The organism is Steroidobacteraceae bacterium (genome assembly GCA_041395505.1).
In the GTDB taxonomy this organism is placed as follows: domain Bacteria; phylum Pseudomonadota; class Gammaproteobacteria; order Steroidobacterales; family Steroidobacteraceae; genus JAWLAG01.
In genome coordinates, this window is the sequence record JAWLAG010000001.1 from 2,442,022 (window position 1) to 2,456,735 (window position 14,714).

12 protein-coding genes are annotated in these 14,714 nt (G+C 64.2%); 3 read left to right on the forward strand and 9 right to left on the reverse strand.

The genetic code is table 11. The features are described 5' to 3' along the window. Positions 1 to 20 precede the first annotated feature (20 nt). Together R3E77_11450 and R3E77_11455 are read left to right on the forward strand one after the other, a co-directional pair. Entirely contained in the window at positions 21 to 578 is a 558-nt protein-coding gene (locus R3E77_11450) for a VOC family protein (protein ID MEZ5500026.1), read from the forward strand. Then, positions 553 to 1,041 carry a MarR family winged helix-turn-helix transcriptional regulator gene (locus R3E77_11455; GenBank protein ID MEZ5500027.1) on the forward strand — a complete coding sequence of 163 codons (489 nt, stop codon included), beginning with the start codon at positions 553 to 555 and terminating at the stop codon, positions 1,039 to 1,041. The genes R3E77_11450 and R3E77_11455 overlap by 26 nt, the downstream gene beginning before the upstream one ends. Here the strand turns inward: R3E77_11455 and R3E77_11460 are convergent. From R3E77_11460 to R3E77_11500, 9 genes are read right to left on the reverse strand one after another with little or no spacing between them, the layout of a single operon-like run. Continuing rightward, on the reverse strand, positions 986 to 2,065 hold the full coding sequence (locus tag R3E77_11460; protein MEZ5500028.1) for a glycosyltransferase family 4 protein: 1,080 nt from the start codon (positions 2,063 to 2,065) through the stop codon (positions 986 to 988). The two genes, R3E77_11455 and R3E77_11460, sit on opposite strands and share 56 nt — an antisense overlap. Next, positions 2,062 to 2,865: a glycosyltransferase family 2 protein gene (locus R3E77_11465; protein MEZ5500029.1), complete on the reverse strand. Its 804-nt coding sequence runs from the start codon at positions 2,863 to 2,865 to the stop codon at positions 2,062 to 2,064. The genes R3E77_11460 and R3E77_11465 overlap by 4 nt, the downstream gene beginning before the upstream one ends. A gap of 15 nt (positions 2,866 to 2,880) precedes the next feature. After that, positions 2,881 to 4,074 carry an aminomethyltransferase family protein gene (locus tag R3E77_11470; GenBank protein MEZ5500030.1) on the reverse strand — a complete coding sequence of 398 codons (1,194 nt, stop codon included), beginning with the start codon at positions 4,072 to 4,074 and terminating at the stop codon, positions 2,881 to 2,883. Further along, positions 4,071 to 5,630 carry an NAD(P)/FAD-dependent oxidoreductase gene (locus R3E77_11475; protein MEZ5500031.1) on the reverse strand — a complete coding sequence of 520 codons (1,560 nt, stop codon included), beginning with the start codon at positions 5,628 to 5,630 and terminating at the stop codon, positions 4,071 to 4,073. Before R3E77_11475 ends, R3E77_11470 begins: the two co-directional genes overlap by 4 nt. Next, entirely contained in the window at positions 5,623 to 7,245 is a 1,623-nt protein-coding gene (locus R3E77_11480; GenBank protein MEZ5500032.1) for an NAD(P)/FAD-dependent oxidoreductase, read from the reverse strand. Before R3E77_11480 ends, R3E77_11475 begins: the two co-directional genes overlap by 8 nt. A 10-nt stretch (positions 7,246 to 7,255) precedes the next feature. Beyond that, the gene (locus R3E77_11485; protein MEZ5500033.1) at positions 7,256 to 8,446 is read right to left on the reverse strand and encodes an aromatic ring-hydroxylating dioxygenase subunit alpha; all 1,191 of its coding nucleotides are present in this window, start codon (positions 8,444 to 8,446) and stop codon (positions 7,256 to 7,258) included. Further along, positions 8,443 to 9,576 (reverse strand): P1 family peptidase, encoded by a 1,134-nt coding sequence (locus R3E77_11490; GenBank protein MEZ5500034.1) that lies wholly within the window; start codon positions 9,574 to 9,576, stop codon positions 8,443 to 8,445. The genes R3E77_11485 and R3E77_11490 overlap by 4 nt, the downstream gene beginning before the upstream one ends. A gap of 56 nt (positions 9,577 to 9,632) precedes the next feature. Then, entirely contained in the window at positions 9,633 to 10,931 is a 1,299-nt protein-coding gene (locus R3E77_11495) for an MFS transporter (GenBank protein ID MEZ5500035.1), read from the reverse strand. 49 nt (positions 10,932 to 10,980) lie between these two features. Continuing rightward, positions 10,981 to 12,609, reverse strand: coding sequence for an NAD(P)/FAD-dependent oxidoreductase (locus R3E77_11500; GenBank protein ID MEZ5500036.1), 1,629 nt, complete (start codon positions 12,607 to 12,609; stop codon positions 10,981 to 10,983). A 52-nt stretch (positions 12,610 to 12,661) separates the two neighbouring features. On the opposite strand from R3E77_11500, the gene R3E77_11505 reads away from it, so the two are divergent. Continuing rightward, positions 12,662 to 14,680, forward strand: coding sequence for a sulfotransferase (locus R3E77_11505; GenBank protein MEZ5500037.1), 2,019 nt, complete (start codon positions 12,662 to 12,664; stop codon positions 14,678 to 14,680). Positions 14,681 to 14,714 lie beyond the last annotated feature (34 nt).

Genomic DNA, 14,714 nt, shown 5'->3' on the forward strand with positions numbered 1-14,714 from the left:
CCCAACCACCAGGAGCCCGCATGGCACTCAAACGCATCCATCACGTGGCCTATCGTTGCAGCGATGCCAAGCGCACGGTCGAGTTCTATCGCGACTTGCTCGGCATGGATTTCACCATGGCTTTCTCCGAGGACTACGTCCCTTCGACCAAGGCTTACGATCCTTACATGCACGTGTTTCTCGATGCCGGCATGGGCAACGTGCTCGCGTTCTTCGAGTTGCCGCAGCAACCGCCGATGGGCCGCGACGAGAACACGCCGCCCTGGGTGCAGCACATCGCATTCGAGGTCGACACGCTGGCCGAGCAACAGGCCATCAAGGAGCGCGCCGAAAAACACGGCCTCGAGATCGTTGGACCAACGGACCATGGACTGTTCAGGTCGATATATTTTTTCGATCCCGATGGTCATCGCCTCGAGGTTGCGGTCAACACCGGCACGGCCGAAATGTTGCGCAAAGCGAAGGAAGTCGCGCCGGCGATGCTCGACGAGTGGAGCCGCACCAAGAAGGCGCCGCGACATGCTGCTTTCCTTCACGAAGGGGAATTCAACAGTGCCGGCACTCGCGAAAAGGACTGACGAGGAGCCTCTCCTGCGGCTCGAGACCTTCCTGCCCTATCGACTCTCGGTCGTCTCGAACACCATCAGCAACGCAATCGCGGCTGCTTATTCGGCCCGCTTCGATCTGTCGATTCCAGAGTGGCGCGTGATGGCCGTACTCGGCGCGACCCCTGATCTCGCGGCCGCGGAAGTCGCCGAGCGCACGGCCATGGACAAAGTCGCTGTCAGTCGCAGCGTCGCCTCCCTCCTGCAAAGCGGGCGGTTACTGCGACGGACAGATGCAAACGACCGGCGGCGCTCCATACTGCGCCTGTCGGCACGGGGCCAGGCGGTCTACAACGAGGTCGCGCCGCTCGCGCTCGGCTACGAGCGCGCCTTGCTCGCCGGCCTCGATGACGGCGACCGCCGCGCGCTCGAGCGCATTCTCAATCGTCTGCAGCAAGCAGCGAACGCCACGCCGCATCGACCGCACTGCGCCTGAAGCGGGCCGAGCCCGCAACCACGGGTCGCCCGCCCGCACGCCACCGGTCGATCAATTCGCGGTAATCAGCGAACAGCGGCGTCAACATGCCCGAGCCCGCAAGGGCGCAACGCAACCTGGACCCAAGTGGCGCACCTGCGCGAGCGAGAATTCGCTGCGATTTCTTCACCGGCAAAACCGGCTGGCGGGGATCCAGGACCTCCCGTGCCGCACCGACATCGTGCGCCAGAACCGGCGTGCCGACGGCATTGGCCTCTGCGAAAACCAGCCCGAAGGTCTCTGGCAAGACGAAGTTCGGACTGAAGACGGCCAGGGCGGAGCGCATTTCGGTTATTCCCCGGTCGCGCGGCAGCGCACCGAGCCATGTCACGCCGGGGAGCCTGGTCGGCAGGTTGCGTTTGTAGCCGGGATTCGTGACGTGAAGACGCAATTGAGGCCGGTGACGGCGCAGCGAGGCGAAAGCCGCGAGCGCATAGTCGAGGCCCTTGTTGGGCGAAGAAGCGAACAACAGCTTGTCCGGATCGACCGGAGTCGCGTCGGGCAGCAGATCGTCCGCGATAGCGTTGTATATGGTGGTGGTAGGTGGCGCGGGTTGTACCGACGCATTGCGAAGGGTTGCCTCGACCGCCTTGCGCTGGGACTCGGACACACAGACGATGCCGGCCAGCGCACTGCCGATGGCAGGCAACGCTTTCAGTAATTGCCGGGCGCGCGTCGAACCGGGTTCGATGCGATCATGACACCACAGCAGGATACGCGCCGCTGGAAACAACCGCCGCGCCGTGGCAACTCCGTCCGGGTCGCGCAGCACGATGACATTGCCGACGCCCGCGCGCCCCGCCACGGGCAGGTAGCGACCGTCGGCCGCAGTGCGATTGTGCTGCATCACCTCGAGATCGAGCGATTCGGCGAGACCGATGACCATGGCCTCGGTCCCACCGATGCCACCTTGCTGCAACGACACGCCTGAATAGGCGCGCGGGCAAACGCCATCGAATATGACCGTCGTAGATCGGCCGCTCATTGCCTGCGCTGCATGGTCTCGCTTTTCACGCCGGGCCGCAGGAAGCTCCGGCCGGCCTCGCGCTGCGCCAACCAGACCCGCAGGTATTTCTCGCGCACGTAGCGAGCCTCGACGAGATGAAAGGCGAAACCGCGCCAGCCATCCAGCACTCCGGCCTTTATCAGCATGCCGCGCAGGAATCGCCACCACGGCCGCAGCCAGACACCGGGCGCGGTCACACTGCGCCCCGATTCGTGCAGGGACTCGGCCATGAGTGTCGCGTAGCGGCTCATGCGCGTGAGGTGATCGTCCAGGTCCCGATAGGAATAGTGCTCGAGTGGCGCGGCGATGCGCCCCACCGTCCCCTCCACGCGCACATGTTCATGGACTTCGCGTCCAGCGTACTGGCCACGACGACGATCGAACAGGCGCACGATGCGATCCGGCCAGGCGTTGCCATGACGAAGGAAGCGGCCGGCGTATTCGGTCATGCGCGGGATCGACCATCCGGCATGTTGCTGGAAGCCCTCCGCACGCAATGCCAGAATCTCCTCGCGCAATGGGTCAGTCACCACCTCATCGGCATCGACGCACAGGATCCACTCGTGCCTTGCCTGCTCGACTGCGAATTGCTTCTGGCTGCGATAGCCGGTGAAAGGCCGGCTCAGAACCCGCGCGCCGCGGGCCGTGGCGAGCGCCACGGTGGCGTCGGTCGACAGCGAATCGACCACGAGGATCTCATCGCAAAACGTGAGTGCCGACAGACAGCGGTCGATCCGGTCTGCCTCATTGTAGGTGATCACGCAGGCGCTCAGCTTCACGCGCCTAGAATAACCTCAATAGTCGGGCGCCGGCGTCTGGCGGCGGCGTGCCGGCGCGAAAAACGGGCCATCGACCACGCGGCATCGAGCCATGGTGCGATGCCACTGCAATTCCTTGCGATAGTAGATATCGGCCCACAGCTCATCGCCGGCCGCACCCCAGGGCATCTCGAGCGAGGCCAGCGCAATACTCGCTTTTGCGGCTGGTGACCACATGGACGAAGTCACCGCGCCGACGACCTGCTGGCGGCGGTTGTAGATGTAGGCATCCTTCGCGGGTTTGTTGCCTTCGACGTCGAGTCTGACCAACCGATAGCGCGAGCCGCGCTCGAGTTCGCGCGCGAGCGCGCGGCGGCCATTGAAATTCGCCTTGTTCATGTCGACGAGCCAGGCAAGGTCGAGCTCAAATGGCGAGCGCGTGCGCCCGGGCCGCACGGCACGGTCAGCCGGCAGGAAATCGACGCCCGCCTGGATGAACCCCGCCTCGATGCGACTCAGGTCGAGCGCCAACGTGCCCATCGGCGCGATGCCATGCTCGCGGCCTGCACCAAAAAGCTGATCCCAGAGTCTTTCCGCGTGGCTCGGTGCGATCCACAATTCGTAGCCGAGGTCGCCCGTGAAACCGGTGCGCGAGACCATCAGCGTCGCGCCGAGAAAATCGTATTCCGCCATGGCGAAGGGTTTCAGTTGTTCGATATTGGGCAGCCCGAGCGCTTTCAGCACCGCGCAACTCGTCGGTCCCTGCAGTGCGAGCGCCGCGACGTCGTGTGTATCCTCGCTGATGCGCACATCGAATCCCTGCGCCGCGGCACTCAGCCAATCCAGCTGTCGCTCCTGCGAACAGAGCCTGAATACATTGTCGGTCAAGTGGAAGATAGTGCCGTCGTCGATCACCTGCCCCGCATCGTCACACCACACGGCATAGCCAACGCGGCCGGGCTTGAGCTTGGCGACATCGCGAGTCACGAGCCGGTTCATGTAGGCGAGCGCATCGGGTCCTCTGATCAAGTGCTTGGTCATCGGCGACAGGTCGAACACGGTGCAGCGCGCGCGCAGCGCCGTGTATTCGAGCGCCACATCGAAATAGGCGTCGGCGACGGTGCAATCGGACCAGCGATGCCACAGGTTGAGCACATTGGCTGCCTGCGTGCGGCTGTGAAACGGGCTCGGATAAACGGCCCGGCGATGATGCTCGCGGGTAATGTTCATGCCGCATCCTCGATCAGCGCCCGTGCGGCATTGCGACCCGCGTGTCCCATCAGTCCGCCGCCGGGATGCGTTCCGGCGCCGCCAAGGTAAAGGCCGGCAACCGGCGTCGCATACTGCGCGGCACCGTATACCGGACGCAGCATCAGCCACTGATCGAGCGAGAGCTCCAGGTGATGCCAGTGGCCACCGCTATTGCGATGGCGTGTCGCGAGATCGGCGGCGCTCACCACTTCCGATGCGACAACGAGACCGCGCAACCCCGGCGCATAGCGCTCCAGAACGTCGATCAGCCGCTCGCGGAATGCATCCCGCCGCTCGTTCCAGCCGCCAGCGAGGTCGTGGGGTGCGTACTGGACGATGGCGGACAATACATGACGCCCCTCCGGGGCGAGGGTGCGATCGTGCACGGTCGGAATGTTGATCTCCATCACGGGCTCGGCGGAGAACTCGCCATACTTGGCCGGATTGAAGGCGCGCTCGATATAGTCCATGTCCGGCGCGATCAGCAAGCGCTCGCCCACCTCGGCCTCGGGCAGGCCAGTGAAGCGCGGCAGATCGGCCAGCGCGAGATGCAGCTTCGCGGCCATACCCTGGCCACGTGTGTGCTGTACCCGCCGCGTGAATTCGATTTCCAGGTGCCGCGGTCCGAGCAATTCGAGCAAGGTCGTGCGCGCATCGGCTGTCGAGAGCACGGCATCGGCGCGCACCTCCTCGCCGCTCGCAAGCCGCACGCCCGCCGCTCGACCATCGTGCATCGTAATTTCGCTGACAACGGCATCGCACTGAATCCTGACACCGGCCGCACTCGCTGCCGCCGCCAACGCGAGCGACAATGCACCGAGCCCGCCTTGCGGCAAGTCGTAGCTGACGGCGCCGCCGTCGCCCGTACCGAGGCGATGCAGCGCGTTGAACACGCTGTTGCCCGAACGCGGGCCCAACCGAGCGCCGATGACACCCTCGAAGGCGAGCATGCCTTTCAAGGCCTCGCTGCGGAATCGCTCATTCAGCAAGTCATGGATATTCATGGTGACGATGCGCAGGAATTCGCGCATCTCGCGCCGCCCCAGACGTCGCAGGTCAAGCCCAAGCTTCGCCGCCGGTGCGGCTTCGCCGAGCGATCCGAAGGCGAGCCGAGGCGGTGTGCGTCCATGCTGGCGGGCGAGCAGCGCCGCGAAGCGGCCCATGCGCGCGAGATATCCGCGCAACTCGCGACGATCGTCGTCGTCAACCTCGCCACCCACGACCTGGTCACCCGCCAGCACGAGGGGTTCTTTGTCAACGCCAAGCCCGACCGAGCGCAGGTTCCGCCGCGCATATCGAAGGCCATGTCGCTCGAGGTCGAATTCGCGCGCAATCGTCGTGTCGAACAAGCTGATCAAATGCGCGCAGCAGGAAACATTGAAGCCGGGCGCGAATTCGCGCGTCGCGGCCATACCGCCCACCTGGGCGCCGGCTTCGAGGAGCTGTACGTCGCATCCTGCGCGCGCAAGATCCGTCGCGGCAACCAGGCCGTTGTGGCCGCCTCCGATGACGATGATGCGGCGCCTGTCAGTCATCGCTCCACCCTTCCGGCACCAACCTCGGTCGGCGCAGATCGCGCAGGATCTCGCGCGCCGCATTGGCACCGGGCGCCGCCATGACGCCGCCGCCCGGATGGGTGGCCGAACCGCACATGTACATGCCCTTCACCGGACCACGATATTGCGCATAGCCGGGGAAAGGCCGGTTGAACAGCAGTTGATCGAACGTCAACTCGCCCTGGAAAATATTGCCCTCGGTGAGTCCGACCTCGCTTTCCAGTTCGCGCGGCGTGCGCACTTCGGCATGCAGGACCAGCTGGCGGAAGTTGGGACTGTAGCGACCGATCTGCTCGAACACCGTATCGCGAAAAGCGTCGCGATCGGCATCGGTCCAGTCGCGGCCATTGATGGTCGGCGGAACATATTGCACGAAGACAGACATGTAATGCTTGCCGGGCGGCGCCATGGTCGGGTCGGTCAGTGACGGGATCAGCAGGTCGAGGTAGGGATCCTTCGACCAGGTGCCGGCTTTCCAGTCATCGTAAGCGCGTTCGTAGCGCTCCAGTGTGTCGAGGAAATGGAGGTCGCCCGCGTGCAGCGGGTTGTTCTCCCCCAGCGCCGGAAAATCGGGCAGCCCATCGAGTGCGATATTGAGCTTGCCCGAGGATCCGCGGATCTTGAAATTCTTCGCCAGGCGCAGCAGGTCCGCATCGAGATCACGTTCCTCGAGGAGCTTCAGGAAGGTGCGCCTCGCGTCGAGGTTCGACACCACGATGCGCGATCGAATCTCCTCGCCGCTCTCGAGGGCGACACCGCGTGCGCGGCGACCGCGGGTGATGATCTGCGCGACAGGGGCCGAAGTGCGGATCTCGCCCCCGTGCGCCTTGAGCGCCCCGGCCAGTGCCTGTGATACCGCGCCCATGCCGCCACGCGCAAAACCCCAGGCCCCCATTTGCCCGTCGACGTCGCCCATGTAGTGGTGCAGCAGCACATAGGCCGTGCCGGGCGATTGCACGCCGAGCGCCGTGCCGATGATGCCGCTGCCGGCGAGATGCGCCTTGATGAGGTCCGACTCGAAGTACTCGTTGAGATAATCGGCGATCGACAAGGTATAGAAGCGCATCGTGTCATAGATGCCCTCCTCGCCCAGCCGCGCGAACTCGCGCCCCAGGTAGAGCATTTCGCGCAGATCGCGCCACCGCCAGGATGTGGGGTCGGGCGGCGTGCGCAACAGCAACGAGCGAATAAAGCGCGTCTGGCGCATGGTGTCGCGTGCATAGCGCAGGTAGGCGTCGGCGTCGCGCGCATTGTGGCGCGCGAATTCGCGGCGGCGCACATCCTTGTCGACGTAGCCACCGATCACATCGCCATCACGCGAGAATGTTGCGCCACCACCGTAGGGAGCGACCGTCAAGCCGTGCCGCGCCAGCTCGAGGTCACGGTAGATCTCCGGCCGCAACAGGCTGCACACATAGGAGCAGTTCGAATAGATCCAGTTCTCGTGCAGCTCGCGACTTACCGCGGCGCCGCCGATGTGCGGGTTCTTCTCGAGCACCAGAACTTTCAGTCCCGACTTCGCCAGATAGGCGGCGTTGGTCAGGCCATTGTGGCCCGCACCAATGACAATGGCGTCGTAATCGGCAGCACTCATGGTTCGTGCGCTAGATCAGCGCGTCCAGTTGATCGGCGTACCAGCGATCGAAGGTATGCACGCAGTCTTCCGAGGATTGATAGGGACCCTGACGGTAGCCGCGCGATGCAACGCCCGCCTGCGTGCGCTCACAGAGCTGCCAGTCCTGGCGATTGGTGATATCCCAGAAATCGACGATGTCCGACGGATCGAAATCGCTCGCGGCGGCCGCCTCGGCCGTGACAAGCCATTCGCAGACAATGCGCGTGCGATCGGCGGCAAGCGGCCAGACCGTGTGCACCAGCACGTAGTCGGGATGCGGACTCAACAGCATGTTCGGATAGACGACGTAGTAGTGCACATAGCGGCAATCGTCGTGCGACAACCCGGGGATTGTCGGCAGGCTGCGCCGGCCGCTGTTTGACATGGTCTCGACGCCCGCACGAAGACGCATCGGCCCGCCATTGAAGCAATTGCCGACTTCCATCTCGCGTTCATTTCGGCCGATGGATTCGGTCAGGCGATGCAGCTGCGGATGCGCACCGGCACAGTGATAGCACTCGCTGTAGTTCTCCGTCAGCAATTTCCAGTTGGCCGCGACGTCGTACTCGATCCGCTTGCCGCACACGAGATCGGCCATGCGAAAGCGCGCAAGGTCGGGCATCTCGGCAAGTGCCTCAGCCAATGCCGGCGCCGATTCATCCAGATTGACGAACACGAATCCCTGCCACTCGGCACAACGAACCGGAACAAGACCACTCGCTGCCCTGTCGAAGCCAGGCGGCATCTGCGGCGCGGAGTGCAGGGAGCCATCCAGGTTGTAGCTCCAGGCATGATAGGGACAGACCAACCTCCCCGATGCATGACCTTGGCAGGAATCGACCAGCCGCGAGCCGCGATGCCGGCAGACATTATAGAAGGCGCCAAGGCGGCCGCCGCCATCGCGCAGCAGCAGCAACGGATTGCCGGCGACCTCCACGGCGAGGAAATCGCCAGCCGTGGCGACATCGCGCGCCCGTCCTATGCACACCCATTGGCGCGCGAACAGACCGCGCCGTTCCAGCTCGAAAACCCCAGGCGAGGTATAGACCGCGCCTGGCAGTGTTTCGGCCGACGCGAAGGATTGGCGGGTCTTCGCGAGTTCGGCATGCGTGACTGGCACGGCCGGTGACCCGAAGCCACCTCGATCCCTGGGTACGGCAGCGTGCAGCTGATGTTTCATGGCGGCGCCCGATAGCGGTTGTATTTCTCAAGCAAGCCGATCAAGCGATCCTGCGGCAATGCAATCACGCGCCGGTTGTCGACGCCTGTCATGGTGCGTGCCGCCACCAGCGCATTGATGATGGCCTCCTCGGTCGCTTCCGCTGTTGCCTGGAACAACGGTGTGATGCGATCGTTCGGCAGCATTTTAATCGAAGCCAGGGATTCGGGCGAGCGCTCCCCGGCGGGCGCGGTCGAAAATGCTATGAATATGTCGCCTGAAGAATTGCTGGCGGTGCCACCGGTGCGGGCGATGCCCATGCTGGCGCGCTTGGCGATTCGTTTGAGCTGATGCGGCAGCAGCGGCGCATCAGTCGCGATGACGACGATGATCGAGCCCATGTCGCTCCCGCCCTGATGGCCGCGCAGGTTTGCGTAGGCAGGCTCCTCGGTGATCTCCTCTCCAACCGGCACGCCGGCCACCACCAGTTGCCCCCGGCGGCCGAAGTTTGCCTGTACCAGCACGCCCAGTGTGTACTCTCCTGCCGCATCGGCAACGCGGCGCGACGCCGTACCGATGCCGCCTTTGAACTCATAACAGATCATGCCGGTGCCGCCACCGACATTGCCTTCGGCCACAGGACCGCTCGCCGCGCCGTCGAGTGCAGCGAAGGCGTGCGACTGCTTGACGTGAAAGCCGTTGAGGTCGTTGAGCCAGCCGTCCCAGGTCTCGCCCACAACCGGCAGCGCCCACCAGTCCTCCAGGTCGATCTGGTAACGCGCGAGCGACCAGGCGATGACGGCGTCGCGCACGACGCCCACACTATGCGTGTTGGTGATCATCACCGGGCCGTACAATTCACCGGATTCCTCGACCCAGGTGGTGCCGGTCATCTCGCCATTGCCATTCTGCGTGAACCATGCAGCGAAGACGGGATCGGCCGGCGCATTCTTGCCGCGTGGCAACACGGCCGTGACACCAGTTCGCACCGGACCCTTGCCCGCCACCAGCGCGCCTTCACCCTCGATCAACGTCACATGCCCGACCTCGACGCCGGCAACATCCGTGATCGCATTCCATTTGCCGGGTGTTCCCGTGAACGGCACCCCGAGATCGCGGGCACGCGGCGCGCCGGCCGACGGCGCTGCCATTGACGCCGCGGAGCAATATGCCAACGCGATCAAAATCGACAGCACTCGCCGGGTCATCACGGCGCCTCCGCAGCGTGCTGGTGCACGTCCGGGCCGATCCGCACCAATAGCCAGAGTATGGCTGCCAGCACTGCGAAGGCCGAACCGCTCGCGAGGGTCGCAAACCAGCCGAGCCGATCCACGATCAGGCCAACGACGGGCGCCAGGAAACCGGCGAGATTCCCGCCCATGTTGAGCACACCGCAGGCTGCTGCGGTGTGCGGTCCGGCGGTGAAGGTCGTCCCCGACCAGTACGCACCTTCGGTGAACTGCGTAAATCCGAAACACAGCGACAGCAGCGCGACCGCCAGTGTGGCGTTCGATGCCTCCGCACCCGCAAGCAGGAGGACAGCCACCAGCAACAGACCGACGACCGCCGGCAGACGGCAGCCCCAGCGCGGCCCAAGTCGATGGCAAAGCCAGTCGCAGCTCAAGCCACCGAGCGTGGCGAGCACGGCACCGACGATGAACGGCAACGCATACAGCAGTCCGCTTTCGAGCAGCGTGAAACCCCTCTCCTCGACCAGATAGGTGAAAAGCCATTGGCTGAAGATATAGAACACATAGTTCATGCAGAAATAACTGCCGGCGAGCAATAGCACATTCGGGCGGGTCAGCACATCGCGCCAGTTCGACGGCGCAGTCGCGGCAACGTTGTCTCGACCCGCCTCGATCAACGCGATTTCCTCGGCAGTCGTGGCGCGATGTTCGCGGGGCCGGTCGCGCCCATACCACCACCACCACGCCGCGGCGGCGAATCCAACTGGCGCCAGGACGTAGAACGACTCACGCCAGCCATATCGCACGATAAGAAAGGTAACGACCGGCCCGACGGCCGCCTGGCCGAGGGTCAGGCCCGCGCTCAGCATGGAATTCGGGAATGCCCAGTTGCCGACCGGAAACCAGTTCGCAAACGTACCAGCGGCAACAGGAAACATCGGCGCATTGGCGATGCCCATCAGGAAGCGCGCAATCATCAAGGCGTACATTGCGCCCGCTGCCGAAGCGGCCATGAGACCTGGCGCGAACCCCGTAAGCAGCGACAACAATCCCCAGCTCGCTGCGGCAATCGTGAGCGCAAGGCGCGGTCCCGCGACATCACCGAAAATACCGCCCGGCACCTGGAAAAGCGCATAGGCAATATTGAAACTTGCCAGTATCCAGCCTATTTCGACCGATGAAAACCCGAACTCCTCGCGAATGCTCGGCAGTGCAACTGACATGTTGTTGCGCAACAGGTAGTTGACGAAACTCAACACGAACAGCAATCCGAGTATGCGCATACGCACCGGTAGTGCACCTCTGCGCGCAGCCATCACATTTGTATTCACTTTTTGGTCTCCGGCGCCGCGACGGGGCGCGTGCTCACGCTGCCCCCAGCGCGCCATCGCGCAGCAGTTGTCGTGCCGCATTGTAGCCCGGCGCACCCGTCACACCACCACCCGGGTGGCCGCCCGCGCTGCAAAGGTAAAGGCCCCGCAGCGGCCCGCGATAGCGGCTGTATTGCGGCACCGGCCGCATGTGCCACAGCTGGTCGAGCGCGATGTCGCCGTGGAAGATATTGCCTTCGGTGATCCCGAAGCGCTGCTCGAGATCGAACGGAGTCAGTACGTCGCGCGCGACAACCGTGCTCGAAAACCCCGGCGCGTAATTTTCGATTTGGCGTGTCACCTGGTCGCCGAGTGCATCGCGACGCGATGGCCAATCGCCATCGCTCGGTTGCCATGGCAGGAACTGCACGAAGCAGGTCATGACGTGCCGATCGGCCGTGACCAATGAGGAATCCACGTTCGATGCGAGCACGCAATCGATCCACAGCCGATCGTGGATCTTGCCGCGCTGCGAGGCGTGGTAGCCGGCTTCGGCGTCGGCAAGAGTCGGCACCAGTGTGAACAACGAGCGCTCGGCGGGCGTGCGGTCCGCCGGCATGCCCGTAACACGCGGTTCGGCACTCAACACGTAATTGACCTTGCCGCAGGGTCCAGCCATGCGAATGGCACGCACGGAGTTCAGGAACTGCGGTTCGAACCAGCGCGCATCGAGCAAGCCGAGGTAGGTGCGTTTGGGGTCGGCGTTGGACAGGACGACGCCGGCGGCCAGCGATTGCCCACATTGCAACGTTACGCCACGCACCGCATGGTCGTGCACGTCGATCGATGCGACCTCGCTGTCGCAGCGAATTTCAACGCCCAGGTCACGACAGGCCGAGGCGAGCGCCGCCGTGATGCTGCCCATGCCACCCATGACGTGCCCCTGGAACCCTGCCTGGCGCCGCTCGCCACCGGATAACAAATGAAACAGCAAGCCCATCGCCGTGCCGGGCTGCCAGGGTCCGCCGTGCTTGCCGTAAAGCGAATTCGCGAGGACGAGGCGTTGCAGCTTGGGGTGTGCGAATTGGCTTTCGAGCAGCTGCGCGAGCGATGTCGTCATGAAGCGCGTCAGCGGCGCAAGATCCCTGCCGCGCAGTGCACGCAGTCGCCACCACAGTTGCAGCCAGTCACGCCAGCGCGCAACGCCGCTCGCCGCGAAATCGGGCGGCGCCTGCAGGAAGAGCGGTTCGAGATAGCCCGCGAGGTGCTTGAGCTCCTGCTCGAGGGCGATGAAACCAGCCACGTCGCCCGGTGAAACAGCCTCGAGTTCGCGCACGAGGCGCCCCCGATCCGACCACCACGCAAGCACACTGCCGTCTTCGAATGCGACTTGAACGCCCGGCTCGCAGGGCTCCATGCGCAAACCGTAATTGCCAAGCCGCAGGTCGCTGATGACTTCCGGGCGCAGCATGCTGGCGATATAGGATGCCGTCGACACGCGACAGCCGGGCGCGCGGAGCGGATCGATTTCCTCTGTGACGGCGCAACCGCCGACAACGGCGCGACGCTCGAGCACCAGCACGCGTCGGCCGGCGCGCGCCAGGTAGGCAGCAGCGGTCAGGCCATTGTGGCCCGCGCCCACGACGATGACGTCGAACTGACGATGCGTTGCTGCCGCGCCCATGCTGGGGCCCGCTTATAATTGTTGCACTGCCGCCAGTTTGACAGGAAATCCGATGACCGGCACACCCGAACCCGTGGGCACCGTGGAGGTTGCGCTGGCCCATACGGCGCGCCTCATGGAGCAGGATCCCGCGCTCGCCGCGACACAGGCTCGCGAAATCCTGCAACAGTTGCCAGAACACCCGATCGCGCGGCTGCTGCTTGGCGGATCGCTGCGCCGCAATGGCGAGCTCGATGCCGCCATCGCCGTGCTCGAACCCCTGGTACAGGAACAACCACTGGCAGCCGCTGCCCACTACGAGTACGCGCTCGCGCTCGGTCGCGTTGGCCGCGGCGACGAAGCCGTCGCGCAGATACGCCGCACGCTCGAATTGAAGCCCGACCTGGCCGACGCCTGGCTGGCGCTCGCCGATCATTTGCGCGCAATCGGCGAAACGCATGCAGCCGACGAGGCCTATGCGCGGCACATCAAGACCGCAGCACGCGATCCGCGTCTGCTCGCACCCGCCACCGCATTGTGCGACGGCCGGATTGCGGTGGCCGAGAGCCAGTTACGCGAGCACTTGCGCGATTATCCGACTGACATTGCCGCCATCCGCATGCTGGCGGAAGTGGCGGCCCGTCTCGGTCGCGACAGCGACGCCATCGCGCTGCTCGAGCGATGCCTCGAACTCGCGCCTGGATTTACCGCGGCGCGCAACAACTATGCGACCCTGTTGAATCGCCAGAATCGCAGCACCGAGGCACTGCAGCAGATAGAGCGGGTGCTCGCAGATGAACCGCAGAACCCCGGCGCGCGATTTCTCAAGGCTGCCGCATTGACTCGCATCGGCGAGTACGAGGCGGCGATCACTGCCTACGAGGACGTTCTTCGGGAATATCCGCAACAGGCGAAGGCCTGGATGAGTTACGGGCACACGCTCAAAACGACCGGACGCACCGACGAGAGCATTCGCGCCTATCGGCGCAGCATCGAACTGATGCCCGAGCTCGGCGAAAGCTACTGGAGTCTCGCCAATCTCAAGACCTTTCGCTTTGCCGCCAAGGAGCTCGAGGCCATGTCGCGGCAGCTCGCCCGCAGTGATCTCGATGGCGAGCATCGCTTTCATTTTCATTTTGCCGTCGGCAAGGCGATGGAAGACGCGGACGAATTCGAGGCCTCCTTCCGCCATTACGCCGAGGGCAATCGCCTGCGCCGTGGCATGTTGAAGTACCGCGCCGAGGATACGAGTGCGCAACTCAAGCGGATCGAAAAAACACTTACGCGGGAATTCTTCGCCGCCCGCACGGGCATGGGCCACGAGGCGCCGGATCCCATTTTCATCGTCGGCATGCCGCGGGCCGGCTCGACGCTCCTAGAGCAGATCCTGGCGAGTCACTCGCAGGTCGAAGGCACGATGGAGCTGCCCAATATCATTGCCATGGCGCGCGAACTCGGCGGCCGCCAGTCGCGGCAGGATGAGAATCGCTACCCCGAGATCCTGGCCGAACTCGGCGCGGACGAACTCCGTGCCCTCGGCGAGCGCTATGTCGCGGAAACCCGCGTACAGCGCAAGACCGATGCCCGGTATTTCATCGACAAGATGCCGAACAACTTCCAGCACGTGGGACTCATCCACCTCATCCTGCCGAATGCCCGGATCATCGACGCGCGCCGTCATCCCCTCGGGTGCTGCTTTTCCGGGTTCAAGCAGCACTTCGCGCGCGGCCAGAACTATTCATACAGCCTCGCGGACATCGGCCAGTTCTATCGTGCCTATGTCGAGCTGATGCGTCACTACGATGCGGTGCTGCCAGGACGGGTTCATCGCGTCATCTACGAGCGGATGGTCGATGACACCGAACAGGAGATTCGCCGCCTGCTCGACTATTGTGGCCTGCCCTTCGAGGATGCCTGCCTGCGCTTCTACGAGACCGAACGCGCCGTGCGTACGCCGAGCTCCGAGCAGGTCAGGCAGCCGATTTTCCGTGCTGGCGTCGAACAGTGGCGCAAATACGACAACTGGTTGGAGCCGCTGAAAATAGCGTTGGGACCAGTACTCGATGCTTATCCCGGTGTCCCCCCTTTCTAAAAGCCCATGCTCCCGGTGTAGAATCGCGACAACA

Bases quoted from the DNA above. Each gene is read 5' to 3' on its own strand.
- R3E77_11505 (MEZ5500037.1), top strand. From the start codon at position 12,662: ATGACCGGCACACCCGAACCCGTGGGCACCGTGGAGGTTGCGCTGGCC.
- R3E77_11475 (MEZ5500031.1), bottom strand. From the start codon at position 5,630: ATGACTGACAGGCGCCGCATCATCGTCATCGGAGGCGGCCACAACGGC.
- R3E77_11485 (MEZ5500033.1), bottom strand. From the start codon at position 8,446: ATGAAACATCAGCTGCACGCTGCCGTACCCAGGGATCGAGGTGGCTTC.
- R3E77_11490 (MEZ5500034.1), bottom strand. From the start codon at position 9,576: ATGGCAGCGCCGTCGGCCGGCGCGCCGCGTGCCCGCGATCTCGGGGTG.
- R3E77_11470 (MEZ5500030.1), bottom strand. From the start codon at position 4,074: ATGAACATTACCCGCGAGCATCATCGCCGGGCCGTTTATCCGAGCCCG.
- R3E77_11495 (MEZ5500035.1), bottom strand. From the start codon at position 10,931: ATGGCTGCGCGCAGAGGTGCACTACCGGTGCGTATGCGCATACTCGGA.
- R3E77_11480 (MEZ5500032.1), bottom strand. From the start codon at position 7,245: ATGAGTGCTGCCGATTACGACGCCATTGTCATTGGTGCGGGCCACAAT.
- R3E77_11450 (MEZ5500026.1), top strand. From the start codon at position 21: ATGGCACTCAAACGCATCCATCACGTGGCCTATCGTTGCAGCGATGCC.
- R3E77_11460 (MEZ5500028.1), bottom strand. From the start codon at position 2,065: ATGAGCGGCCGATCTACGACGGTCATATTCGATGGCGTTTGCCCGCGC.
- R3E77_11500 (MEZ5500036.1), bottom strand. From the start codon at position 12,609: ATGGGCGCGGCAGCAACGCATCGTCAGTTCGACGTCATCGTCGTGGGC.